General features: G+C 58.6%; 20 protein-coding genes. 12 read left to right on the top strand and 8 right to left on the bottom strand.

Features of this window, described 5'->3' with window-relative positions; translation table 11 throughout:
• Positions 1-162: 162 nt before the first annotated feature.
• From PSH88_RS27610 to PSH88_RS27600, 3 genes are all read left to right on the top strand, one after another.
• Complete coding sequence (locus PSH88_RS27610; protein WP_305423886.1) at positions 163-3,438, top strand: transglutaminase family protein; 3,276 nt, start codon at positions 163-165, stop codon at positions 3,436-3,438.
• A gap of 88 nt (positions 3,439-3,526) precedes the next feature.
• Positions 3,527-6,013: a circularly permuted type 2 ATP-grasp protein gene (locus tag PSH88_RS27605; RefSeq protein ID WP_305423885.1), complete on the top strand. Its 2,487-nt coding sequence runs from the start codon at positions 3,527-3,529 to the stop codon at positions 6,011-6,013.
• Complete coding sequence (locus PSH88_RS27600) at positions 6,013-6,903, top strand: transglutaminase family protein (RefSeq protein WP_305423884.1); 891 nt, start codon at positions 6,013-6,015, stop codon at positions 6,901-6,903. The genes PSH88_RS27605 and PSH88_RS27600 overlap by 1 nt, the downstream gene beginning before the upstream one ends.
• Positions 6,904-7,097: 194 nt before the next feature.
• Here PSH88_RS27600 and PSH88_RS27595 read toward each other — a convergent pair whose 3' ends face one another.
• Together PSH88_RS27595 and PSH88_RS27590 are read right to left on the bottom strand one after the other, a co-directional pair.
• Positions 7,098-7,286: a hypothetical protein gene (locus PSH88_RS27595; RefSeq protein ID WP_253546718.1), complete on the bottom strand. Its 189-nt coding sequence runs from the start codon at positions 7,284-7,286 to the stop codon at positions 7,098-7,100.
• A 68-nt stretch (positions 7,287-7,354) separates the two neighbouring features.
• Complete coding sequence (locus tag PSH88_RS27590) at positions 7,355-7,942, bottom strand: cytokinin riboside 5'-monophosphate phosphoribohydrolase (RefSeq protein WP_305423883.1); 588 nt, start codon at positions 7,940-7,942, stop codon at positions 7,355-7,357.
• Positions 7,943-8,286: 344 nt separating this feature from the next.
• Between PSH88_RS27590 and azu the strand changes: the two genes are divergently transcribed.
• Positions 8,287-8,733, top strand: coding sequence for an azurin (azu, locus tag PSH88_RS27585; RefSeq protein WP_305423881.1), 447 nt, complete (start codon positions 8,287-8,289; stop codon positions 8,731-8,733).
• A gap of 190 nt (positions 8,734-8,923) precedes the next feature.
• Here azu and nadE read toward each other — a convergent pair whose 3' ends face one another.
• The 5 genes from nadE to PSH88_RS27560 form a co-directional block, all read right to left on the bottom strand.
• Entirely contained in the window at positions 8,924-9,751 is an 828-nt protein-coding gene (nadE, locus tag PSH88_RS27580; protein WP_305483419.1) for an NAD(+) synthase, read from the bottom strand.
• Positions 9,752-9,755: 4 nt separating this feature from the next.
• Positions 9,756-10,982, bottom strand: coding sequence for a nicotinate phosphoribosyltransferase (gene pncB, locus PSH88_RS27575; RefSeq protein WP_223570425.1), 1,227 nt, complete (start codon positions 10,980-10,982; stop codon positions 9,756-9,758).
• Between the two features lie 167 nt (positions 10,983-11,149).
• On the bottom strand, positions 11,150-11,311 hold the full coding sequence (locus tag PSH88_RS27570) for a hypothetical protein (protein WP_305423877.1): 162 nt from the start codon (positions 11,309-11,311) through the stop codon (positions 11,150-11,152).
• 3 nt (positions 11,312-11,314) lie between these two features.
• The gene (locus PSH88_RS27565; protein ID WP_305423876.1) at positions 11,315-11,572 is read right to left on the bottom strand and encodes a hypothetical protein; all 258 of its coding nucleotides are present in this window, start codon (positions 11,570-11,572) and stop codon (positions 11,315-11,317) included.
• 125 nt (positions 11,573-11,697) lie between these two features.
• Positions 11,698-13,155 carry an alanine/glycine:cation symporter family protein gene (locus tag PSH88_RS27560; protein ID WP_305423875.1) on the bottom strand — a complete coding sequence of 486 codons (1,458 nt, stop codon included), beginning with the start codon at positions 13,153-13,155 and terminating at the stop codon, positions 11,698-11,700.
• 177 nt (positions 13,156-13,332) lie between these two features.
• Here PSH88_RS27560 and PSH88_RS27555 point away from each other — a divergent pair, with 177 nt between their 5' ends.
• Complete coding sequence (locus tag PSH88_RS27555; RefSeq protein ID WP_305423874.1) at positions 13,333-14,142, top strand: helix-turn-helix domain-containing protein; 810 nt, start codon at positions 13,333-13,335, stop codon at positions 14,140-14,142.
• Between the two features lie 97 nt (positions 14,143-14,239).
• Here the strand turns inward: PSH88_RS27555 and PSH88_RS27550 are convergent, their stop codons facing one another.
• Positions 14,240-15,151 carry a LysR family transcriptional regulator gene (locus tag PSH88_RS27550; protein WP_305423873.1) on the bottom strand — a complete coding sequence of 304 codons (912 nt, stop codon included), beginning with the start codon at positions 15,149-15,151 and terminating at the stop codon, positions 14,240-14,242.
• A 184-nt stretch (positions 15,152-15,335) separates the two neighbouring features.
• Between PSH88_RS27550 and amaB the strand changes: the two genes are divergently transcribed.
• The 7 genes from amaB (at position 15,336) to PSH88_RS27515 (ending at position 23,817) form a co-directional block, all read left to right on the top strand.
• Positions 15,336-16,826: an L-piperidine-6-carboxylate dehydrogenase gene (gene amaB / locus PSH88_RS27545; RefSeq protein ID WP_305423872.1), complete on the top strand. Its 1,491-nt coding sequence runs from the start codon at positions 15,336-15,338 to the stop codon at positions 16,824-16,826.
• Between the two features lie 159 nt (positions 16,827-16,985).
• On the top strand, positions 16,986-18,269 hold the full coding sequence (amaA, locus tag PSH88_RS27540; protein ID WP_305423871.1) for an L-pipecolate oxidase: 1,284 nt from the start codon (positions 16,986-16,988) through the stop codon (positions 18,267-18,269).
• Between the two features lie 363 nt (positions 18,270-18,632).
• A complete protein-coding gene (locus PSH88_RS27535) occupies positions 18,633-19,766 on the top strand; it encodes an ABC transporter substrate-binding protein (protein ID WP_305423870.1) in 1,134 nt (377 codons plus the stop codon).
• A gap of 267 nt (positions 19,767-20,033) precedes the next feature.
• Positions 20,034-20,948 (top strand): ABC transporter permease subunit, encoded by a 915-nt coding sequence (locus PSH88_RS27530; RefSeq protein WP_305423868.1) that lies wholly within the window; start codon positions 20,034-20,036, stop codon positions 20,946-20,948.
• 3 nt (positions 20,949-20,951) lie between these two features.
• Positions 20,952-22,235 carry a high-affinity branched-chain amino acid ABC transporter permease LivM gene (gene livM, locus PSH88_RS27525; RefSeq protein ID WP_305423867.1) on the top strand — a complete coding sequence of 428 codons (1,284 nt, stop codon included), beginning with the start codon at positions 20,952-20,954 and terminating at the stop codon, positions 22,233-22,235.
• Entirely contained in the window at positions 22,232-23,104 is an 873-nt protein-coding gene (locus PSH88_RS27520; protein WP_305423865.1) for an ABC transporter ATP-binding protein, read from the top strand. Before livM ends, PSH88_RS27520 begins: the two co-directional genes overlap by 4 nt.
• Positions 23,101-23,817 (top strand): ABC transporter ATP-binding protein, encoded by a 717-nt coding sequence (locus tag PSH88_RS27515; RefSeq protein ID WP_305423864.1) that lies wholly within the window; start codon positions 23,101-23,103, stop codon positions 23,815-23,817. Before PSH88_RS27520 ends, PSH88_RS27515 begins: the two co-directional genes overlap by 4 nt.
• Positions 23,818-23,975 lie beyond the last annotated feature (158 nt).

The following is a 23,975-nucleotide window of genomic DNA, read 5'->3' as shown; positions in this document are numbered from 1 at the left end:
CACACGTGCGCCACAAATATGCGCAACCCTCGCACTATAACCACAGCCACGGCTCCGTTTTGGTGCTGTACTGCACCGGGTCTGTCGATAAAGCGCAATGACCGCCGCTCTGGCATAAGTCTTGCGCGCTTGTGTCTATGCCCTGGCTCGCAGGAGGCCGCCGTGTCGATTCATGTCGCATTGCATCACGTCACGCATTACCGCTACGACCGTGCCGTCGAGCTCGGTCCGCAGATCGTTCGGCTGCGCCCGGCTGCCCACAGCCGCACGCGGATACTGTCCTATGCGCTGAAAGTCTCGCCCGAGCAGCATTTCATCAACTGGCAGCAGGATCCCCAGGGCAATTACCTGGCGCGGTTGGTATTCCCGGAGAAAACCGATGAGCTGCGGATCGAGGTCGATTTGCTGGCGGAGATGGCGGTCTTCAATCCGTTCGACTTTTTCCTCGAGCCCTACGCCGAAAAAATCCCTTTCACCTATGCCGCGGATGAGCGCAAAGAGCTGGCGCCGTACCTGGAAACCTTGCCCCTGACGCCGACATTCAAGGCCTATCTGGAGGGCATCGATCGCACGCCGCTACCGAGCGTGGATTTCCTGGTCGCGCTCAACCAGCGCCTCAGCGAAGACATCGGCTACCTGATTCGCATGGAGCCAGGTGTACAGACCCCGGAATACACCCTCGAGCATGCGTCCGGTTCCTGCCGCGACTCGGCATGGTTGCTGGTGCAATTGCTGCGCAACCTCGGCCTGGCGGCGCGTTTCGTGTCCGGTTACCTGATTCAGTTGACCGCCGATGTCAAAAGCCTTGACGGTCCCTCGGGCACCGAAGTGGACTTCACTGACCTGCACGCCTGGTGCGAGGTCTATTTGCCCGGTGCTGGCTGGATCGGCCTGGACGCGACTTCAGGGTTGTTTGCCGGCGAAGGACACATTCCATTGGCCTGTAGTCCCGATCCGTCCTCTGCGGCACCGATCAGTGGCTTGGTGGAACCGTGCGAGTGCGAATTCACCCACGAGATGTCGGTCGAGCGGATTTGGGAAGCGCCGCGGGTTACCAAGCCCTACACCGAAGAGCAATGGCTGGCGATTCAGGCATTGGGCCGGCAGATCGATGCCGACCTGCTCGAAGGCGACGTGCGCCTGACCATGGGCGGTGAGCCGACGTTCGTTTCCATCGATGACCCGGACGGTGCCGAGTGGAACACCGCGGCGCTCGGGCCGGACAAGCGTCGGCTGTCGGCCGAGCTGTTCCAGCGCATGCGCAAGCATTACGCACCCAAGGGGCTGGTGCATTTCGGTCAGGGCAAGTGGTACCCCGGCGAGCAACTGCCGCGCTGGTCGCTGAACTGCTACTGGCGCCGCGACGGCGTGCCGATCTGGCACAACAGCGCGCTGATCGCCGATGAGCAGGACGACTACGGCGCCGATGGCGAACTGGCCGGGCGTTTTCTGGCGAGTGTCGCCGAACGCTTGAAAATTCCGACCCGCTTTGTGTTCCCGGCCTACGAAGACAATTTCTATTACCTCTGGCGCGAAGGCGCTTTGCCGCAGAACGTCAGCGCCGAAGACTCACGCCTGGAAGAACCTTTGGAGCGTGCGCGCCTGCGCAAAGTCTTCAGTCAGGGCCTGGACAAGGTTATCGGCCAGGTCCTGCCGCTGGCACGCACCGCCAAGGGCGATCAATGGCAGAGCGGTCGCTGGTATCTGCGGGAAGAACATTGCCGGTTGGTGCCGGGGGATTCGCCGCTGGGGTATCGCTTGCCACTCGGTTCGCAGCCCTGGGTGAAGGCAGCGGAGTATCCGTTCATTCATCCTGTCGACCCGAATCAGGATTTTCCTGAGCTGCCGGGCACCGAGCAGCTACAGAATCACGCTCAACCGCAAACCGCCGACGAGCGCGCGCCAAAGATCGATGAGTCCGCCGATTGGCTGACCCGCACCGCCTTCTGCGCCGAAGCGCGAGAAGGCCGGTTGTACCTGTTCATGCCGCCATTGGAGCGGGTCGAGGACTATCTGGAACTGGTCGCCGCCATCGAAGCCGCCGCCGAGGAATTGCATTGCCCGGTGTTGCTGGAAGGCTATGAACCGCCGAGCGATCCGCGCCTGAGCAACTTCCGCATTACTCCGGATCCGGGAGTGATTGAGGTCAACGTCCAGCCGTCTGCCACCTGGGACGAGTTGGTGGAGCGCACCGAGTTTCTTTACGAAGAGGCGCGCCAGACTCGACTCACCACCGAGAAGTTCATGATCGACGGCCGGCATACCGGCACTGGTGGCGGCAACCATTTCGTATTGGGTGGAGCGACCCCGGCAGACTCGCCGTTTCTGCGCCGTCCGGATTTGCTGCGCAGCCTGATCAGCTACTGGCACAACCACCCGTCCTTGTCCTACCTGTTTTCCGGACTGTTCATCGGCCCGACATCCCAGGCGCCGCGGGTGGATGAAGCGCGCAACGATTCGCTGTATGAACTGGAAATCGCCTTCGCACAGATGCCGAAGCCGGGCGAAGAATGCCCGCCATGGCTGGTGGATCGCTTGTTGCGCAATTTGCTGATCGACGTGACCGGTAACACCCACCGCGCCGAGTTCTGCATCGACAAACTCTATTCGCCGGACGGCGCCACCGGGCGCCTTGGATTACTGGAACTGCGAGCCTTTGAAATGCCGCCCCATGCACGCATGAGCCTGGCTCAGCAGTTGTTGCTGCGGGCGTTGCTGGCTCGCTTCTGGCGCGAGCCTTATGCACCACCGAAACTCGCGCGTTGGGGCACCGAACTGCACGACCGGTTCCTGTTGCCGCACTTTATCGAGCAGGATTTCGCTGATGTGATCGTCGACCTCAATGCCGCCGGTTACCCCGTGCGGGCCGAGTGGTTCGCGGCGCATCTGGAGTTCCGCTTTCCCAAGGTCGGTGATTACGCCGTCAGCGGCATCCAACTGGAATTGCGTCAGGCGCTGGAGCCTTGGCATGTACTCGGCGAGGAGGGCGCGGCAGGTGGCACGGTGCGTTACGTGGATTCGTCGCTGGAGCGTTTGCAGGTCAAGCTCAGCGGCCTGCCGCCCCAGCGTTATCTGCTGACCTGCAATGGCATCCCGGTGCCATTGCAACCCACGGGGCGGGTCGGTGAGTTCGTCGCCGGCGTTCGCTTTCGCGCCTGGCAACCGGCTAACTGTCTGCAACCGACCATCCCGGTCCACGCGCCGCTGGTTTTCGACTTGCTCGACACCTGGATGGGGCGATCACTGGGCGGCTGTCAGTACCACGTCGCCCATCCGGGCGGGCGCAACTACGACAGCCTGCCGGTGAACGCCAATGAGGCCGAGAGCCGGCGGATGGCGCGTTTCTTTCGCGTCGGACACACGCCGGGGAAACTTCCTATACCGAATCTGGAAATTAACGACGAGCTACCGATGACTCTCGATTTGCGACGTTTCTAAACCGTACGCGACGCTCGGATTTTTCGTATATCCGGGCGTCATGAGCCTGCGTTAGTCTGACCGTTCTTTGCTGTCTGCCGAGCTTTCCATGCCTGACCTGCTTGACCGCTACCCGCTGACCGCGGGCACTTATCACGAACTGCTCGACGACAGCGGCGCCGTGCGCCCGCACTGGCAACGGCTGTTCGATCAATTGCAACGCAGCACGCCAACGCAATTGGTGCAGCGTCAGGCGCTGCTGACCCGACAGATCCAGGAAAACGGCGTGACCTATAACGTCTACGCCGACCCCAAGGGCGCCGACCGGCCGTGGGAGCTGGACCTGCTGCCCCATGTGATTGCCGCCGATGAGTGGGAACAGTTATCGGCCGGGATCGCTCAACGGGCGCGGTTGCTCAATGCTGTGCTGGCGGACCTGTACGGCCCTCAGCGCTTGATCGCCGAAGGCCTGCTGCCGGCTGAGCTGGTGTTCGGTCACAACAACTTCCTCTGGCCCTGTCAGGGCATTTCGCCGCCCGACGGGGCCTTTCTGCATCTGTACGCCGTGGATCTGGCGCGTACGCCTGACGGTCGCTGGTGGGTGACCGCGGACCGGACTCAAGCGCCATCCGGTGCCGGCTACGCGCTGGAAAACCGCACCATCGTGTCCCGGGCCTTCCCCGAGCTGTACCGCGATTTGAAGGTGCAGCACCTGGCCGGATTCTTCCGCACGCTTCAGGAAACGCTCGCCCGTCAGGCACCTAGTGATGACGAAGCGCCGCTGGTGGTGCTGCTGACGCCGGGGCGTTTCAACGAAAGCTATTTCGAACACTTGTACCTGGCTCGCCAGCTTGGTTATCCGTTGGTGGAGGGCGGTGACCTGACCGTCCGGGATGCCACGGTCTACCTGAAAACCTTGAGCGGCCTGCGTCGGGTTCACGCGATCATGCGTCGGCTCGATGATGATTTCTGCGACCCGCTGGAGCTGCGCACCGACTCGGCCCTAGGCGTGCCGGGGCTGCTCGAAGCCGTGCGTCAGGGCCGGGTGCTGGTGGCCAATGCCCTAGGCAGCGGCGTGCTGGAGTCGCCGGGGTTGCTGGGTTTCCTGCCGAAGATCAATCAATTCCTGTTCGGTGAAGAACTGATCCTGCCGTCCATTGCGACCTGGTGGTGCGGTGAAGCGCCGGTGCTGGCTCAGGCCCTGGAAAAACTCCCGGAGCTGTTGATCAAACCGGCGTTTCCGTCGCAGAGCTTCGCCCCGGTGTTTGGTCGTGATTTGAGTGAAAAACAGCGCCAGGCGCTGGCCGAGCGCATGCAGGCACGGCCTTACGCCTATGTTGCGCAAGAATTGGCGCAGCTGTCCCAAGCACCGATCTGGCAGGCCGAAGGTGGCCAGTTGCAGCCGCGGGCCATTGGCATGCGCGTGTATGCGGTGGCCAGTCGGGACGGCTATCGAGTACTGCCCGGCGGGCTGACCCGGGTTGCCGCCGAAGCTGACGCCGAAGTGGTGTCGATGCAGCGCGGCGGCGCAAGCAAGGACACTTGGGTGTTGGGCGATCGCCCGCCCAGCGGTGAACAATGGAAAGCCCAGCGCAACATTGGCGTTCACGATCTGGTGCGACGCGATCCGTATCTGCCATCGCGGGTGGTCGAGAACCTGTTCTGGTTCGGCCGCTACTGTGAGCGCTGCGATGACAGCGCGCGGCTGCTGCGGATCATGCTGGCGCGCTATGTCGATGGCGATGACCCGCAAGCCCTGGAGGCGGCAGTCGATCTCGGTGAACGTTTGAATCTGTTGCCGGAGGAGGGCGAGTTGCCGGAGCGATTGCTGGCGGCGCTGCTCGGCGATGATTGGCCGTTCAGCCTGCGCTCCAACCTGCAACGTTTGCAGTGGGCGGCGTCGCAAGTACGCGGCAAGCTCTCGCGAGAGAACTGGCAAGCGCTGGTGGAATTGCAGCGCGAGGCCATGGAACTGGAAACCGAGGAGCCGGATTTCGGCGAGCTACTGGATTTCCTCAACCGACTGGTGATGTCGCTGGCGGCGCTGTCCGGTTTCGCCCTGGATGACATGACCCGGGATGAAGGCTGGCGTTTCCTGATGATCGGGCGACGGATCGAGCGGCTGCAGTTTCTCAGCGGCAGCCTGGCAGCGTTTCTGCGTGGCGCCGGGACTTTCGATCAGGCCGGGCTGGAATGGCTGCTGGAGCTGGGCAACAGCAGCATCACCTACCGCTCTCGGTACTTGGCGGTGGCGCAATTGATCCCGGTGCTGGACCTGTTGTTGCTCGACGAGCAGAACCCTCATGCCGTGTTGTTCCAGTTGAAACTGGTAACCCGCACGTTGAAGCGCTTGAACGACGACTTTGGTGCGCCGCGTGAAACAGGTCTGCCGCAGTTGGTGGAGCGGTTGGCGCGCTTCGATCTGGGTTGCCTGGAAAACTCACTGTTCGGCGAGGCCAGTGTTCGCGCCGCCATCGAGGGGTTGGCCGATCTGTTGCAGGAAATCGCCGATGCCAGCGGACAAGTATCGGATCGCCTGGCCTTGCGCCATTTCGCCCATGTCGATGATGTCAGCCAACGCACGGTGTCCGTCTGATGAATGCCCATTACCAGATTTTCCACGACACCCATTATCACTATGACAGCCCGGTGTCCCTGGCCCAGCAACTGGCGCATCTGTGGCCACGAACCTGTGCCTGGCAGCGCTGTACCGAACAGCAGTTACAGATCAGCCCCGACCCGACTTCGCGCCGGGATGAGCTGGACGTGTTTGGCAATCCGCTGACCCGGCTGGCGTTCGAGCGGCCCCACGATGAGTTGCTGGTCAATGCCAGCCTGACGGTCGAAGTGCTGGCCCGACCATCGCTGGACCTCAATCAATCGTCAGCCTGGGAAGAAACCTGCAATGCGCTGACCTACAGCAGTCAGCCGCTCTCTCCTGAACTGCTGGAAGCCTGCCGTTACCGGTTTGAGTCGCCTTATGTGCATTTGAAGCGCAGCTTCGTCGAGTTCTCCGAAAGTTGTTTTCCTCCTGGCCGGCCATTGCTGCTGGGGGTTCAGGCATTGATGGAGAAGATCTTCAGCGAATTCACCTTCGACGCCGAAGCGACCCAAGTGGCAACGCCGCTGGTGGAAGTGCTGGAGAGGCGGCGAGGGGTTTGCCAGGACTTTGCGCACTTGATGCTCGCTTGTGTGCGCTCCCGTGGATTAGCGGCGCGGTACATCAGCGGCTACCTGCTGACCCAGCCCCCTCCGGGCCAGCCACGGCTGATCGGCGCCGATGCGTCTCATGCCTGGGTGTCGGTGTTTTGTCCGGTGCTGGGGTGGGTGGATTTCGACCCGACCAATAATGTGCAACCGGCGCTGAAGCACATCACCCTGGCCTGGGGCCGGGATTTTTCCGATGTGTCGCCGTTGCGTGGGGTGATCCTGGGCGGTGGCAGCCACGACCCGGAGGTACGAGTTACCGTAATGCCATTGGAGTAACGAAGATCCGCGCGAAAGCGGCCAGTCAGCCACATAGATGTTGGATGTGCCGCCGCTTTCGCGAGCAAGCCCACACAGGGAATGTGCAATTTTTTGAGAGGGATTTCAGATGGGACTGTGAGGGTCAGCAACATCGTTGCTGACCCTGGACACAGATCCGGTGGGCCTGATCAGATCATCGGGCCCTGAGGGTCTCAGGCGTCGGGCGCCTGATCTTTCGGTGCTTCAGCTTCGTCTGTAGCCACTTCGCCTTCGGTATCCGGGTTCAGTGCTGCTGCTTCTTCTTCAGCTGTAGCTTTCTTGCGCTGAAGCTTTTCCTCTTTCTTCTGCTCCTTGGCCAAGTCTCTCTGACGTTTGGCGAAGGAATAATTAGGTTTAGCCATGGGCGATCCTCTGGGGTCGAAGGTGAGGTTGAGCGGCGCATATTCTGCCCTGTATCGATGCCGAGCCGTTAGCTGGGTTTTTGCTCGGTCCATTTTGGCGGTACCGAGGGTTGCCAGGCGTCCAGTGCGTCGAGCAGGGTTTGCGGCGATTCGCTCATTTGCAGCATGTCACGGTGCGCTTCGCGAACGAAGCCTTCGCCGACGATATGATCAAGAAAAGACGTCAATTTGCTGTAGAAACCGTTCACTTCCAGCAAACCCAGCGGTTTTCCGTGATAGCCGAGCTGACCCCAGGTCCAGACTTCGAACAGTTCTTCCAGCGTGCCAAGGCCGCCGGGCAGCGCGATGAAGGCATCGCTGAGCTCGGCCATTCGCGCCTTGCGCGCATGCATGCCGTCGACCACTTCCAGGCGGGTCAGGCCGCTGTGGCCGATTTCCTTGTCCTTGAGGCTCTGCGGGATGATCCCGATCACTTCACCGCCGGCCGCCAGTGCGGCATCGGCCACAATCCCCATCAGCCCGACGGCGCCGCCGCCATAGACCAGAGTCAGCTTGCGCACGGCCAATGCTCGCCCCAGGGCGACAGCCGCTTCACGATAAGCCGGGTTAGTGCCAGTGCTGGCACCGCAAAATACACAAACGGACGCTAAAGACATGCCTTACTCCATGGTCATCAGGGCCACAGAGTAAAGGCAGGCTTGCATCGTTCCAAGGGTTAAACCTCGCGTTCAGGTGTTTCACAGGTACCGCTGGCGCCACAGGCATAAGCGGCGAGCAAACTGCTCAATAAACGGTTGAAAGACATGACAGACGCTCCGGATGAGAGATGACGGCCCTGATGATAGGGCCGTGCCAGACGCTTGGCTGGTAGATTGTTTCGATGAGTGTCATAGCCCAAAAGTTGTATACAATTTTTGATTCAGGTCATAGGAACTTGCGAAGATTTCAGGCAGTCTTCTGTCCATTAGCACTTTTGTTAACCCTGCCTTGGAGATTCACCATGTTTGCCAAACTTGTTGCGGTATCCCTCCTGACACTGGCCAGCAGCCAATTGATGGCTGCCGAGTGCAAGACGACCATCGACTCCACCGACCAGATGTCCTTCAACACCAAGGCCATTGAAATCGACAAAAGCTGCAAGACCTTCACCGTTGAATTGACTCACTCCGGCAGCCTGCCGAAAAACGTCATGGGCCATAACTGGGTGCTGAGCAAAGAAGCCGACATGCAGCCGATCGCTACCGATGGCCTGGCGGCAGGTCTCGACAAGAGTTACCTGAAAGAAGGTGATGCTCGCGTCATCGCTCACACCAAAGTCATCGGCGCCAAGGAAACCGATTCGGTAACTTTCGATGTGTCGAAGCTCAATGCTGCTGAAAAGTACGGTTTCTTCTGCTCGTTCCCAGGCCATATCTCGATGATGAAAGGCACTGTTACTCTGAAGTAATCGAATCAAGCGCATAAAAAAGCGTCCGCTCGGGACGCTTTTTTTGTGCCTGACGGTTGACCGCGTCATCGTTCTTCGCGGGCAAGCCACGCTCCCACAGGATGTGTGTCGTGCCCATTACCGGCGTCCAACACAAAACCTGTGGGAGCGTGGCTTGCCCGCGAAGGCGTCGGTACAGACGCCGACGTCCTTATGGCGCGAACGGCATCACACGCTTGTGATGGGTCTTTTTGTACGTGTTGCAGATGATCTTGAACGCTTCTTCACGCACCGGTTCGCCATGCAGGAAGGCATCGATCTCGGCATAGGTCACGCCGTGGGACACTTCGTCCGGTTTGCCCGGCGACAGGTCTTCGAGGTCGGCGGTCGGGATTTTTTCCACCAGCGACTCCGGCGCGCCGAAGCTGCGGGCAATCGCCCGGACCTGATTTTTCACCAGGCCGCTCAGTGGTGCGAGGTCGCAGGCGCCGTCACCGAATTTGGTGAAGAAGCCCATCACCGCTTCTGCCGCGTGATCGGTGCCGATCACCAGGCCGTGAGCCGCGCCAGCGATGGTGTATTGCGCGACCATGCGCATCCGCGCCTTGGTGTTGCCCAGCACGAAATCCTTCTGCACCGCCTCCTTACCCTCGAAGGCCGCCACTTCGCTGGCCAGGGATTTGACCGCCGGGGCGATGTTTACAGTGTGGCGCTCGTCGGGGGCAATGAAATCCACTGAGGCCTGGGCATCATGTTCGTCGAACTGGACGCCATAAGGCAGGCGCACGGCGATGAACTTGTAACTGGCATCACCAGTGCGCTCGCGCAGTTCACGCATGGCGCGCTGGGCCAGCAGGCCGGCGGTCAGGGAGTCGACGCCGCCGCTGATGCCCAGCACCAGCGTCTTGAGCCCGGCATTGACCAGGCAGTCCTGAATGAAGGAAATCCGCCGGGCAACTTCAGCCTCGAGGGCGAGTTGATCCGCGAAGGGCGGTTGGACCTTGAGCTGTTCAGCAATCTCACGCTGTACGGCTTGCATGAATTCACTCCTTGCTAGATGGGCTGGAAATGGCGGCAGGTACTTGGAAAACATGTCGCAAATAGGCGACGAAATTCGGGTCTTTGCAGTGAGTCTTGCCAGGCTCATCAGAGATCTTGGCCACTGGCTGGCCGTTGCAGGCCGTCATTTTAAGCACGATGCTCATTGGTTCGACACCCGGAATATCGCACGTCAGGTTGGTGCCAATACCGAAGCTCACATTGATCCGACCGCGCAATGCCCGAAAAATCTCCAGAGATTTGGGTAGGGTCAGGCTGTCGGAAAACACCAGGGTCTTGCTCATCGGGTCGATGCCAAGCTTGTGATAGTGGGCGATGGCTTTTTCCGCCCACTGCACCGGATCACCGGAGTCGTGACGCAAGCCGTCGAAGAGCTTGGCAAAGAACAGGTCGAAATCGTTGAGGAAGGCATCGGAGGTGATGCAGTCGGTCAGGGCGATCCCCAGCAACCCGCGGTATTCGCGGACCCAGCAGTCGAGGGCGGCAATCTGGCTGTCGATCAGCCGCGGACCGAGTTGCTGGTGGGCCATGATCCATTCGTGGGCCATGGTGCCCAGCGGCTTCATGTCCAGCTCTCGGGACAGGTGCACGTTGCTGGTGCCGACGAAGCGACCGGGGAAGTCATGCTTGAGCACGTTCACCACTTCTTCCTGTACACGGTACGAGAAGCGACGGCGGGTGCCGAAATCGGCTACCTGCAACTCGGACAATTCGTCCGCGCTGGCATTGGCGGTGAGCCAGTCGAACTTGCGATAGAGTTGTTCGCGAGCCTGTTCCAGGACTATTTCCCGGTAGCGATAGCGGTTGCGCACTTCGCTGACCATGGCCAGCAGCGGCACTTCGAACAGAATCACGTGCAGCCACGGCCCGCGCAGGCGGATGAACAACTCGCCGTTTTCAATGCCGGTGTGGATGTAGCGCAGGTTGAAGCGGAACAGCCCGAGAAAGCGCAGGAAATCCGGTTTCAGAAAGCTGATGCGCTCCAGGAAACTCAACTGATCGGCACTCAGGCTCAACTCGGCCAGGCGCTCGATCTGAAAGCGGATCTCCGCCAGGTATGGGCGCAGATCCTCGCTGTTACGGCAACGAAACTCCCATTCGACTTCCACGTTAGGGTAGTTGTGCAGCACCGCCTGCATCATCGTCAGTTTGTAGAAGTCGGTGTCGAGCAGGTTCTGCACGATGCGATCGGCAAACACACTCTCGCTCATAACGGGGTTCTCCAGGGTGGCCGCGGCCCGTGGCGGCGACGTTGCAGCTGTTTCAATGAATGGGGCTAGTGGCGCATATCAACGGTGGGGATTGCCAGCTTTTTTTGTGTTCATGATGGAATGATCACCTGTTGCTGGCACCTTCAAATGCAAACACCTGTGGTTCCTCAATTATCTGCTGTTGCCTCAAGCGCTGCCTGGATGACAAGCGTCAGGCTTTCCCAACTTCTTATATAGCCATCAAGGTGGGAGTGACGAGGAATAAGCCCTGTTTCAATTGCCTTGATCATTGCTGCTTTTATCATTTCATGGGTCGTCGATTTGGCCATGATTTACAATCCTTTAAATGTTATTTGGTCCAGCGCGTCGACACCGTCCTGTAGCAATAAATAGGCTGGAAGTATCAGGCGGAAAAAATCAGCATCATTAGTATGTTTAACGGTTACAGAGGTCAGCGCCTCTAAAAAGCTCGTGGCAGCGCGTATTCTGAAGCAGGCATCTTCAAATAACAGGTGGGGTGCAACGTGCGAGTCTATATAAAAAGTTGGAATGTCAGATGCGTTGGATTTAAGGGGCTGATAGCGATTCACAGACGAACTCCTCGAGCGCGCTGGAGGGCGCGAGTAATTGTTTTTTTATGGATGATGATGTTGCCAAGGCATTGTTTGTCTGCTGAACCATCGCATAAGTGCAATGGTTCAGCGTTCATTGGGATTTATGTGATCTGAGCTTTAGCTGGGGCGCGATCCTCACAAACAGGGTTCTTCGGCGGGAGAGGATTTGTTATCGCGGGCCAAGCTGTCAAATCGAGATCCAGATCCCTGAATTTGCTTGAGTCAAAAACGGGGGTTTTAGTTCCTGCGCGACGTTGTTCATCATAGTCGCCCAGGATTCGCATACAGACTTTGAATAGCAGTGTCATCGCAATAAGGTTCACCAAGGCCAAAAATGTCATGGTGATGTCGGCAAACGCGAGCACCGTGGAAAGGTCTTCAACCGAACCCCAAAAGACCAGCATCAATACGAATATGCGGTACGCAATTAACGATTTATGCGGCGCTGCGAAGATGAATCGTAAACTGTTTTCTCCCAGGTAGTAGTTGTAGAGCATTGCCGTGAACACAAACAGGGCAAGTACCACGCTGATAAACATCCGACCCCAATCGCCTACTACCTCAGCCAGCGAGTTTTGTGCCAACGCGATGCCGTCGCCTTCGAAACCGGGAGCATAAAAACCGGAAAGTAAAATGATCAACGCGGTGCACGTACAAATAACGATGGTGTCGATGAAGACACTGAACGCCTGCACCACGCCTTGTGCTATAGGGTGGGCGATTTTTGCTGCAGAGGCGACGTTAGGCGCACTGCCCAGTCCTGCTTCATTGGAGAACACTCCGCGCCTCACCCCCATAATGATTGCACTGCCCACCAGCCCGCCAAAAGCCTGATCCAGTCCGAACGCGCTTTTGACAATGCTGAGCAGCACTCCGGGGACCTGGTCGATTTGCAACACGATCACGTAAAGCGTTACACCGATATAGGCAACAACTTTAAGGGGAACCAATAAGTCGGCGACCGCCGCGATGCGCTTTATACCGCCCACGAACACGATACCCAGCAACAAAGATAGCGTGAGCCCGGACCATGTCATCGATAAACCAAAGGCATTGTTGAGAGAATGCGATACGGCATGAGACTCAAGGCCATTGATGGCAAACCCGAAGGTCACTAAAAGCAGGAGCGCAGCAATCGTTCCGAGCCAGCGTTTGCCCAAGCCGTGCTGGATGTACCAGGACGGGCCCCCACGATATTGACCGTTTGCATCGCAGCGCTTGTAGAGTTGACCCAGTGCGCATTCGAAAAAGCTACTCGACATCCCCAGTAGAGCGGTCATCCACATCCAGAACACTGCACCGGGACCGCCCATGCTCACGGCAATGCCGACGCCAACGATATTGCCGGTTCCGACCCGTCCGGCCAGGCTGAGCGTCAATGCCTGCAATGAGCTCAAGTGGTTGTTCCCGGTATGCGAGCTGCCACGTAATACAGAAATCATGTGTACGAAGTAGCGAAGCTGCACAAATCGTGACCGGATGGTGAAGTAGGTTCCAAGTCCTAGAACTAAAGGTATCAAAACCTTTCCAGAGAGAAAGTCATTGATGACGTCAAGCATTCAAAGCTCCTTGCTATTTTAAGAGTGCTAGTGAATCGATGGTGTGCGAAACCCTGAAGTCCGTCAGGTCCCGTAATATCAGGTCATCTATCATTTTGCGCAATTTCGCAAGTTGCTTAAATGTGATGCGAGTAGCTGCTATGGTTGCGCCTTCTGACGCTGTTGTGATGGCTTAATATGCGTGATTTTCTACCTGCTAACTTAAGGCTGCTGTGTAGTCACTACCGATCTGTCGCTGAAGTCTGTAGGAAGCTTCGGATTAATCGTGGGCAATTTAATAAATACCTGTGTGGGAATAGCGTTCCAACAGCTTTTAACCTAAAGCGTATTTGTGATTTTTTTGGAGTGGAAGAGTTCGAAATAGGTCTGCCGACTGATCAGTTTGTCAACCTTATTGGTGGCAAGGCGGCGCGAATAAATATTTCTCGCGAGGTATCGGCGCCGGAACGAATACTTGAGCACCTTCGGCAACAGTCTTCTTTGCAAATAAAAGCCTACACGGGTTACTACTATGAGTATTATCACGCGATGACGGAGCCTGGCTCTATTATTTGCGCTCTGGTGCATGTATATGAAGAAGACCAGCACTTCGTGTACGAACGAAATGAGCGTTTACAAATAGTCGGCGCGGAAGAGGAGTATGAGCAGTATCGGTATGTGGGAGTAGCCTACTACCTGCAGGATCGCTTGTTTCTCATTGATTACGAATCGCTGACCTCCAACGAAGTCAGCCAAACCATCCTTATTCCTAGCTTCAAAAGCTGTATTACTCGGCTCAACGGCTTGAAAATGGGCGTTTCCGCTGCGGACCATCGCACTCCCGCGTGTTCGCGTGTTGTTTGGGAATATCTCGGTCAGGAGATCAATCGAATCGATGTGTATCGCAAGGTGCGGCTATACAGCATGGATGATCCCGTTATCGACGATGATTTGCGCGGACGCCTCGCGCAAACCAGCGTTGTCGACGGGCTCTTTGTTATTTCGTGAGGCCGCAGTGATCCTGACAAACCAGGTCGTCAGATTGAAGGGTCGCTATGCGACCCAACGGGGGCAAGCCCCCTCGCCACAGAAGTCGTGTGATATTTCAATTGTGCGGCGCATCCGGACTATCAATCTGCTCCAGCATCCACTTCACAAAATCCCGCACCTTGGGTACTTCCGCCGAATGTTCCGGATACGCCAGGTAATAGGCGTCGGTGCTGGGCATCGCATGCTTCCAGGGAATGACCAGTTTGCCGTCGGCCAATTCCTCTTCCACCAGAAACTTCGGCAGCAGCGCTACGCCGCAGCCGACCTGTGCTGCGCGAATGCACATGTAGAAAGTTTCGAAACGCGGGCCGTGGTAGCTGTGTTCAGTGTGGTAGCCCTGGCTGTCGAACCAGTCGTGCCAGGCTTGAGGCCGGGAAGCATTTTGCAGCAGGACCAGGTCAGTGAGTTGCGTAGGGTCGGTGAACGGCGTGTCCGGCAGGCTGCCCGGCGCGCAGACCGGCACCAGCTCCTCGCCAAACAGCTTCAGGCATTCGGTGCCGGGCCGAGAGCCCTGGCCAAAGTAGAACGCCAGGTCGCTGCGACCTTGCAGCAGATCATCGGCTTCCTGTTCGCTGCACAGGTCCAGATGGATCGACGGATGGCGCAGGCGCCAGCCTTTCAGGCGCGGCACCAGCCAGCGCGCACCGAAGGTCGGAGGCGTCGAGACGCGCAAGACTTCGGTATCACCGCCGTAGGAGCGCAGGTAATGGGTCGACATTTCGACTTGGGTGAGGATTTTTCGCACTTCCACCAGGTACAAATCGCCGGCGGGGGTCATTTGCAGGCGTCGGCGCACCCGGCGGAACAACAGGTGTTGCAGCAATTCTTCGAGTTGCGCGACCTGTTTGCTCACGGCGCTCTGCGTCAGGTTCAGCTCTTCGGCGGCACGGGTGAAGCTCAAATGCCGGGTCACGGCCTCGAAACACTGCAACGCGGTGATCGACGGCAAGTAGCGTTTATTCAGCATGGGTGGTCCTTTTTCTTGTTTCTCTATGCTCTTTTTTACCGGCAGATTCGCAGCATGAATAAACGGAATGATATCTCTCTTAAAGGTCGTTTGTTGGGTAACCTCCGGGGAGCTAAAACTACAGGTCTGATCAGCCGGGTTAATCCAGCTGAACGTTTTCTGTTTTTTGCTTGAGGAGTGACCCATGGTTGCCGCATTGCTTGATCGTCTTGGTGTGAACCCGGCCCTGTATCAGAACGGCAAAGTGCCGGTGCATTCGCCTATCGATGGCAGCCGGATTGCCGCCGTGAACTGGGAAGGCGCCGCTGAAGTCGAGCAGCACATCAGTCGCGCAGATCATGCGTTCGAACTGTGGCGCAAGGTGCCGGCGCCGCGCCGTGGCGAATTGGTGCGCCAATTGGGTGACATCCTGCGCGAATACAAAGCCGACCTCGGGGAGCTGGTGTCCTGGGAAGCTGGCAAGATCACTCAGGAAGGTTTGGGTGAGGTTCAGGAAATGATCGACATCTGCGACTTCGCGGTCGGTCTGTCCCGTCAGCTGTACGGTTTGACCATCGCCTCCGAGCGTCCTGGCCACCACATGCGCGAAACCTGGCACCCGCTGGGCGTCGTTGGCGTGATCAGTGCGTTCAACTTCCCGGTCGCCGTTTGGGCCTGGAACGCCACGCTGGCACTGGTCTGCGGTAACCCGGTGATCTGGAAACCGTCGGAGAAAACCCCGTTGACCGCACTGGCTTGCCAGGCGCTGTTCGACCGCGTCCTGAAGAACTTCAGCGACGCCCCGCCGCACCTGAGCCAGGTGATCATCGGTGGTCGCGATGCTGGCGAAGCCTTGGTCGATGACCCGCGTGTCGCGCTGGTCAGTGCCACCGGCAGCACCCGCATGGGCCGTGAAGTGGCGCCGAAAATCGCGGCACGTTTTGCCCGCAGCATTCTGGAGCTGGGCGGCAACAACGCGATGATCCTCGGCCCAAGCGCCGATCTGGACATGGCCGTACGGGCGATTCTGTTCAGCGCCGTCGGCACCGCCGGACAGCGTTGCACCACGTTGCGTCGCCTGATCGCCCATGAGTCGGTGAAGGAAGAAATCATCACCCGCCTGAAAGCCGCTTACTCCAAGGTGCGCATCGGCCATCCGCTGGAAGGCAATCTGGTCGGGCCGCTGATCGACAAGCACAGCTTCGACAACATGCAGGACGCGCTGGAGCAGGCCTTGAGCGAAGGCGGCCGGGTGTTCGGCGGCCAGCGTCAGCTGGAAGACAAATTTCCCAATGCTTACTACGTTTCGCCAGCCATCGTCGAAATGCCGGAGCAGAGCGATGTGGTGCGCGACGAAACCTTCGCGCCGATTCTGTACGTGATCGGTTACAACGATTTCGAAGAGGCGTTGCGCCTGAACAACGCCGTACCACAAGGCCTGTCGTCGTGCATCTTCACCACCGACGTGCGTGAAGCCGAGCGGTTCATGTCGGCGGTGGGCAGCGATTGCGGCATCGCCAACGTCAACATCGGCCCGAGCGGCGCAGAAATCGGCGGCGCGTTTGGCGGCGAGAAGGAAACGGGCGGTGGTCGTGAATCCGGTTCGGATGCATGGCGCGGGTACATGCGTCGTCAGACCAATACCGTGAACTATTCGCTGGAGTTGCCGTTGGCTCAGGGGATTACGTTCGACTGACGGCCTCCTTTGAACCCATGAAGAACACTGTGGGAGCGGGCTTGCCCGCGATAGCAATCTGTCAGTCACTCAGATGTTGAATGTGCTGACGCTATCGCGGGCAAGCCCGCTCCCACACTGAAATGGATGTGTTTGTTAGGTTTCTGTTGGAGTCTGGCAATGCCGTTACGCGAAGAGTGTCTGTGGGAAAAACTGACGCCGCAAAGGCCCGACAACGTGGCGCTCAAAGGCGAGGTGACAGTGGATGTCTGCGTCATCGGCGCCGGTTTCACCGGTTTGTCGGCGGCGGTGCATCTGCTGGAACAAGGTAAAAGTGTCTGCGTGCTGGAAGCGCATCGCGCCGGGCATGGCGGTTCGGGGCGTAACGTCGGGCTGGTCAATGCCGGGATGTGGATTCCACCGGATGAAATCGAAGCCGGTTTCGGCGAGGCGGTCGGCAGTCAGCTCAACCGCATGCTGGGTGCGGCGCCGTCGCTGGTGTTCAGCCTGGTCGACAAATACAACATCGATTGCCAGTTACGCCGCGAAGGCACGCTGCACATGGCGCACAACGCCCGTGGCGAGGCGGATCTGCGCAGTCGCGAAGAACAATGGAAACGTCGTGGCGCACCGGTGGAATTGTTAACCGGTCAAGCCTGCGAACAAGCCACGGGTACAAAAAAGATCGCCGCCGCCTTGCTCGATCGGCGTGCCGGCACGATCAATCCGATGGCCTACACCACGGGGCTGGCCAACGCGGCCATCAGCCTCGGCGGTCAGCTGTTCGATCATTCCCCGGTCACCCGACTTGAACGTCAGGGCCAGCGCTGGTCGGTGCAAACTGCCCAGGGTTCGGTGCTGGCCGAGCAGGTGGTCATTGCCTCCAACGCCTATACCGAAGGTGACTGGACGGAGCTGCGGCGCAATTTCTTCCCCGGTTATTACTATCAAGTGGCCTCGGTGCCGCTGACCGAAGACGCCGCGCAGCAGATTCTGCCCGGCGGCCAAGGTTCCTGGGATACCCGGCAGGTGCTCAGCAGTATCCGTCGCGATGCTGAAGGGCGGTTGTTGCTCGGCAGTCTCGGCAATGGCAACCAGAAACCGGCCTGGTTCCTGAAAGCCTGGGCCGACCGGGTTCAGCAGCATTACTTTCCATACCTGAAACCGGTGGAATGGGAATGCACCTGGACCGGTTGCATCGCCTTCACTCCCGATCATTTGATGCGTCTGTTCGAGCCGGCACCGGGACTGGTGGCCGTTACGGGTTACAACGGACGAGGCGTGACTACCGGCACAGTGGTCGGCAAAGCCTTTGCCGATTATTTGTGTAATGGAAATCCTCAGGCCTTGCCGATTCCCTTCGCGCCCATGCAGCCATTGGCGGGTGTGGGGCTGCGAAGCTGCCTGTATGAGGCTGGATTTTCGTTGTATCACGCGGGCCAGTGCCTGCGGATCGTGATCTGATTGTTGAAATATGTTGCTGGAAGCGGCGCTTTTCAGCGAAGCGGCTAGCCTGTAATGGTGCGGGTTGTAGCAGTTGCGCACCGGTAGTGTGCAGTTCGGTGACGCGGGCTGTTACAGGCTGGTTGCACATCGTTTGGCGCTGCGGTTGCAATGATGGCGCATGCGGGTTGCGCCTTTAAACATAAAAGGTTTCACCTCCCGCGGTTTAGACGGTTGCACGCCCAATGAAAATGGGTCCGAAACAGTCGAAATAACAATAAGGCAGCGACTTTTCCCAGAATAAAAAACCGATGGCACGGCCCTTGCTCTGAGCATTCAGAGAAGTCGCAGTGCCAACTAAAAAAAACCTTGGAGCACCACCTCATGTCCCAGACGTTTTACAAGAAAGGCTTTCTGGCCCTCGCAGTGGCAACTGCGTTGGGTGTTTCTGCGTTTGCTCAGGCTGACATCAAGATCGGCGTAGCGGGTCCAATGACGGGCGCCAACGCGGCATTTGGCGAGCAGTACATGAAGGGGGCGCAGGCAGCGGCTGATGCAGTCAACGCCGCTGGCGGTGTAAACGGGGAAAAAATCGTACTGGTCAAGGGCGATGACGCTTGCGAACCGAAACAGGCTGTGACGGTCGCCAAGGACCTGACCAACCAGAAAGTCGCTGGCGTGGTCGGTCACTTCTGCTCCTCGTCGACCATCCCGGCCTCCGAGATCTACGACGAAGCGGGCATCATCGCGATCACTCCAGGTTCCACCAACCCGGCTGTTACCGAGCGCGGCCTGAGCGCCATGTTCCGTATGTGCGGGCGTGACGACCAGCAAGGCATCGTGGCCGGCGACTACATCGTCGACGTGCTCAAGGGCAAGAAAGTGGTAGTCCTGCACGACAAGGACACCTACGGTCAAGGTCTGGCGGATGCTACCAAGGCCCAACTGGTCAAGCGCGGCGTAACGCCGGTGCTGTACGAAGGCCTGACTCGTGGCGAGAAAGACTTCAGCACCATCGTCACCAAAATCCGCGGCGCTGGCGCCGATGTCGTTTACTTCGGTGGACTGCACCCGGAAGCCGGTCCTCTGGTTCGTCAACTGCGTGAGCAAGGTCTCAAAGACGTCAAGTTCATGTCCGACGACGGCATCGTAACCGACGAACTGGTGACCACCGCTGGCGGTCCGCAATTCGTTGATGGCGTACTGATGACCTTTGGCGCCGACCCACGCCTGCTGCCAGACAGCAAGACCGTAGTGGATGAATTCCGCAAGAAAGGCACCGAACCTGAAGGCTACACCCTGTACGCCTATGCTTCGGTCCAGACCCTGGCCGCAGCCTTCAATGGTTCCAAATCCAACAGTGGCGAGAAAGCCGCCGAGTGGCTGAAGAAAAATCCGGTCAAAACCGTGATGGGCGAGAAGACCTGGGACGCCAAGGGCGACCTGAAGGTCTCCGACTACGTGGTTTACCAGTGGGACAAGGATGGCAAATACCACCAGCTGGAAAAACAGAAGTGATATGAGCGTGTGACCGGTCTGTGGCGAGGGAGCTTGCTCCCGTTGGACTGCGCAGCAGTCCTGTTTTAGGGGCCGCTTTGCGACCCAGCGGGAGCAAGCTCCCTCGCCACAAAAATTGTGTCCACCGTTATTTAGCTGACTGGTTCCGCCAGAAGGCTCGTCTGTCTTTTCTCGTAGAGCTGCACACAACCTTGTTGCGCCGGCGGTTGAATCCCGGTCCGACGCATCCGGTTTCTGTGCAGTCTCTCAAATGCGTGAGATTGCGTTATGGATGGTATTTTCCTGCAGCAACTGGTCAACGGCCTGACCCTCGGGTCGGTCTATGGCCTGATCGCCATCGGCTACACAATGGTCTACGGCATCATCGGCATGATCAACTTCGCCCACGGCGAGGTTTACATGATTTCCGCTTACCTCGCGGCAATCAGTCTGGCTCTGCTGGCGTACTTCGGTATTGAATCCTTCCCGCTGCTGATGCTCGGTACCCTGATCTTCACCATCGTTGTCACAGCGGTGTATGGCTGGGTCATCGAACGCGTCGCCTACAAACCCCTGCGCAACTCCACCCGGTTGGCTCCGCTGATCAGCGCCATCGGGATTTCGCTGATCCTGCAAAACTATGCACAGATCGCCCAGGGCGCCAAGCAACAAGGGGTTCCCACCCTGCTATCAGGGGCCTGGCGAGTCGAAGTCGGCACAGGTTTTGTGCAGTTGACCTACACCAAGGTGTTCATTCTGATCGCAGCCTTTGTCGGGATGGCCCTGCTGACCTACGTCATCAAGTACACCAAACTCGGCCGTATGTGCCGCGCGACCCAGCAAGACCGCAAGATGGCTTCGATCCTGGGGATCAACACCGACCGGGTGATTTCCTACGTGTTCATCATCGGTGCAGCCATGGCGGCGCTGGCCGGTGTGCTGATCACCATGAACTATGGCACGTTCGACTTCTATGCCGGCTTCATCATCGGGATCAAGGCGTTCACCGCCGCGGTGCTCGGTGGGATCGGCTCGCTGCCGGGCGCCATGCTGGGCGGGATTATCCTCGGGATTTCCGAGTCGCTGTTCTCCGGTCTGGTCAACTCGGACTACAAAGACGTATTCAGCTTCTCGTTGCTGGTGCTCGTTCTGGTCTTTCGGCCTCAAGGCCTGCTCGGCCGTCCTCTTGTGTCGAAGGTGTAAGCGATGTCTTCAACCACTAAAAAAACCATTGATCTCAAAAGAAGCCTGGTTGATGCGATTCTCGCCGGCCTTGTTGCCCTGATTGTGTTTGGCCCGATTGTCGGCGTGGTCCTCGATGGCTATGGCTTCAATCTGGAAGCGACCCGGGTGGCATGGATTGTCGCCATCGTCATGGCCGGTCGCTTTGCCTTGAGCCTGTTCCTGCAAACTCCCAAGGGCCTGAGTATCCTCGAAGGCTTTGAAAGCACCGGCTCCGGGGTGCATGTACTGGCGCCTGACTACAAATCGCGGCTGCGCTGGATCATTCCGGTGATGATCGTCATCGCCGTGGTGTTTCCGTTCTTCTCCAACTCCTACCTGCTGGGCGTGGTCATCCTCGGGCTGATCTACGTGCTGCTGGGCCTGGGGCTGAATATAGTGGTCGGCCTGGCGGGGTTGCTTGACCTGGGTTACGTGGCGTTCTACGCCATCGGCGCTTATGGGCTGGCGCTCGGTTATCAATACCTGGGGCTGGGCTTCTGGACGGTGTTGCCCTTGGCGGCGATCATCGCCGGCCTGGCTGGGTGCATTCTGGGTTTCCCGGTATTGCGCCTGCACGGTGACTACCTGGCAATCGTGACCCTGGGCTTCGGTGAAATCATCCGGTTGATCCTCAACAACTGGTTGTCCCTGACCGGTGGCCCGAACGGGATGGCGGCACCGTTGCCGACGTTCTTCGGCATCGAGTTCGGCAAACGAGCGAAGGAGGGCGGAGTTCCGTTCCATGAGTTCTTCGGCATCGCCTATAACCCGGACGTGAAGTACTACTTCATATACGCGGTGTTGTTCCTGGTGGTGCTGGCCGTGCTTTACATCAAGCACCGCTTGACCCGCATGCCGGTTGGTCGGGCGTGGGAAGCCTTGCGTGAAGACGAAATCGCCTGTCGTTCCATGGGCCTGAATCACGTACTGGTCAAGCTGTCGGCGTTCACCATCGGCGCATCGACTGCCGGTCTGGCCGGAGTGTTCTTCGCCACCTATCAGGGTTTCGTCAACCCAACCTCGTTCACCTTCTTCGAATCGGCACTGATCCTCGCCATCGTGGTACTCGGCGGCATGGGCTCGACCATTGGCGTGGTGATCGCGGCATTCGTGCTGACCGTCGCCCCGGAATTGCTGCGTGGCTTCGCTGAATACCGCGTGCTGCTGTTTGGCATCCTGATGGTGTTGATGATGATCTGGCGACCGCGCGGCCTGATTCGAATCAGCCGTACCGGTGTGACCCCGCGTAAAGGAGTAGCGCCATGAGCGAAGTCGTACTCTCGGTCGAAAACCTGATGATGCACTTCGGTGGCATCAAGGCGCTGAGTGACGTCAGCCTGAAGGTCAAGCGCAACTCGATCTTCGCGCTGATCGGCCCCAACGGCGCAGGCAAGACCACCGTATTCAACTGCCTGACCGGGTTCTACAAAGCGTCCGGCGGGCATATAGAGCTCAACACCCGTGGGGTGAAAACCGACGTCATCAAGATGCTCGGTGAGCCGTTCAAGGCAACCGATTTCGTTTCGCCGAAAAGCTTTATCGGCCGACTCCACTACAAGATGTTCGGTGGCACGCACCTGATTAACCGTGCCGGTCTGGCGCGGACGTTCCAGAACATTCGCCTGTTCAGGGAAATGTCGGTGCTGGAAAACCTGCTGGTGGCCCAGCACATGTGGGTCAACCGCGGCATGCTGGCCGGTATCCTCAACACCAAGGGTTACCGCAAGGCCGAAAGCGATGCACTGGACCACGCGTTTTACTGGCTGGAAGTGGTGGATCTGGTGGACTGCGCCAACCGTCTGGCCGGTGAACTGTCCTACGGTCAGCAACGCCGTCTGGAGATCGCCCGGGCCATGTGCACCCGACCGCAGATCATCTGCCTCGACGAACCGGCCGCCGGCCTCAACCCTCAGGAAACCGAAGCGCTGAGCGCGATGATCCGGCTGCTGCGCGATGAGCATGATCTGACCGTGGTGCTGATCGAACACGACATGGGCATGGTAATGAGTATTTCCGACCACATCGTGGTGCTGGACCACGGCGTTGTCATCGCCGAGGGCGGGCCTGAAGCGATTCGACACGATCCGAAAGTGATTGCCGCCTACCTGGGCGCCGAAGAAGAGGAAGTGGTATGAGTGCACCCATCCTCGAACTCAAGAATCTGGACGTGTTCTACGGGCCGATCCAGGCCCTGAAAAAAGTCTCGTTGCACATCAATGAAGGTGAAACCGTCAGCCTGATCGGCTCCAACGGCGCCGGAAAATCGACCCTTCTGATGTCGATCTTCGGCCAGCCGAGGGCGGCTGACGGGCAAATCGTCTATCAGGGTGTGGATATCACTCACAAATCGTCCCACTACATTGCCTCCAACGGTATTGCTCAATCGCCGGAAGGCCGGCGGGTGTTCCCTGACATGACTGTCGAGGAAAACCTGTTGATGGGCACCATTCCGATCGGTGACAAGTACGCCAAGGAAGACATGCAGCGCATGTTCGAGTTGTTTCCACGGCTCGAAGAGCGGCGTACCCAACGCGCCATGACCATGTCCGGCGGCGAGCAGCAAATGCTTGCCATCGCACGGGCTCTGATGAGTCGGCCAAAACTGTTGTTGCTCGATGAGCCGAGCCTGGGCCTGGCGCCGATTGTGGTGAAACAGATCTTCGCGACCCTGCGGGAACTGGCCAGCACTGGCATGACTATCTTCCTGGTGGAGCAGAACGCCAACCACGCCCTCAAGCTGTCGGACCGGGCGTACGTGATGGTCAACGGCGAGATCCGCCTCAGCGGCACCGGCAAGGAGCTGCTGGTGAACGATGAAGTGCGTAACGCCTACCTCGGCGGCCACTGAGTTCACCGTAGCAACAAACAAGCCCCGACGAGCAATCGCCGGGGTTTTTTCTATCTGTAAAACACCACCAACCCTGTGGGAGCGGGCTTGCTCGCGAAGGCGGTGTGCCAGGCAACATTGATGTCGGCTGACACTCCCTCTTCGCGAGCAAGCCCGCT

Origin of the sequence: Pseudomonas wuhanensis, assembly GCF_030687395.1 — a bacterium.
GTDB lineage: Bacteria > Pseudomonadota > Gammaproteobacteria > Pseudomonadales > Pseudomonadaceae > Aquipseudomonas > Aquipseudomonas wuhanensis.
This window is presented reverse-complemented; position numbering and strand designations above follow the sequence as displayed.

What these genes read in the sequence shown, in the direction of transcription:
- PSH88_RS27605 (WP_305423885.1), top strand. Translation starts at nt 3,527, where the DNA reads ATGCCTGACCTGCTTGACCGCTACCCGCTGACCGCGGGCACTTATCAC.
- PSH88_RS27600 (WP_305423884.1), top strand. Translation starts at nt 6,013, where the DNA reads ATGAATGCCCATTACCAGATTTTCCACGACACCCATTATCACTATGAC.
- PSH88_RS27595 (WP_253546718.1), bottom strand. Translation starts at nt 7,286, where the DNA reads ATGGCTAAACCTAATTATTCCTTCGCCAAACGTCAGAGAGACTTGGCC.
- PSH88_RS27590 (WP_305423883.1), bottom strand. Translation starts at nt 7,942, where the DNA reads ATGTCTTTAGCGTCCGTTTGTGTATTTTGCGGTGCCAGCACTGGCACT.
- azu (WP_305423881.1), top strand. Translation starts at nt 8,287, where the DNA reads ATGTTTGCCAAACTTGTTGCGGTATCCCTCCTGACACTGGCCAGCAGC.
- nadE (WP_305483419.1), bottom strand. Translation starts at nt 9,751, where the DNA reads ATGCAAGCCGTACAGCGTGAGATTGCTGAACAGCTCAAGGTCCAACCG.
- pncB (WP_223570425.1), bottom strand. Translation starts at nt 10,982, where the DNA reads ATGAGCGAGAGTGTGTTTGCCGATCGCATCGTGCAGAACCTGCTCGAC.
- PSH88_RS27570 (WP_305423877.1), bottom strand. Translation starts at nt 11,311, where the DNA reads ATGGCCAAATCGACGACCCATGAAATGATAAAAGCAGCAATGATCAAG.
- PSH88_RS27560 (WP_305423875.1), bottom strand. Translation starts at nt 13,155, where the DNA reads ATGCTTGACGTCATCAATGACTTTCTCTCTGGAAAGGTTTTGATACCT.
- PSH88_RS27555 (WP_305423874.1), top strand. Translation starts at nt 13,333, where the DNA reads ATGCGTGATTTTCTACCTGCTAACTTAAGGCTGCTGTGTAGTCACTAC.
- PSH88_RS27550 (WP_305423873.1), bottom strand. Translation starts at nt 15,151, where the DNA reads ATGCTGAATAAACGCTACTTGCCGTCGATCACCGCGTTGCAGTGTTTC.
- amaB (WP_305423872.1), top strand. Translation starts at nt 15,336, where the DNA reads ATGGTTGCCGCATTGCTTGATCGTCTTGGTGTGAACCCGGCCCTGTAT.
- amaA (WP_305423871.1), top strand. Translation starts at nt 16,986, where the DNA reads ATGCCGTTACGCGAAGAGTGTCTGTGGGAAAAACTGACGCCGCAAAGG.
- PSH88_RS27535 (WP_305423870.1), top strand. Translation starts at nt 18,633, where the DNA reads ATGTCCCAGACGTTTTACAAGAAAGGCTTTCTGGCCCTCGCAGTGGCA.
- PSH88_RS27530 (WP_305423868.1), top strand. Translation starts at nt 20,034, where the DNA reads ATGGATGGTATTTTCCTGCAGCAACTGGTCAACGGCCTGACCCTCGGG.
- livM (WP_305423867.1), top strand. Translation starts at nt 20,952, where the DNA reads ATGTCTTCAACCACTAAAAAAACCATTGATCTCAAAAGAAGCCTGGTT.
- PSH88_RS27520 (WP_305423865.1), top strand. Translation starts at nt 22,232, where the DNA reads ATGAGCGAAGTCGTACTCTCGGTCGAAAACCTGATGATGCACTTCGGT.
- PSH88_RS27515 (WP_305423864.1), top strand. Translation starts at nt 23,101, where the DNA reads ATGAGTGCACCCATCCTCGAACTCAAGAATCTGGACGTGTTCTACGGG.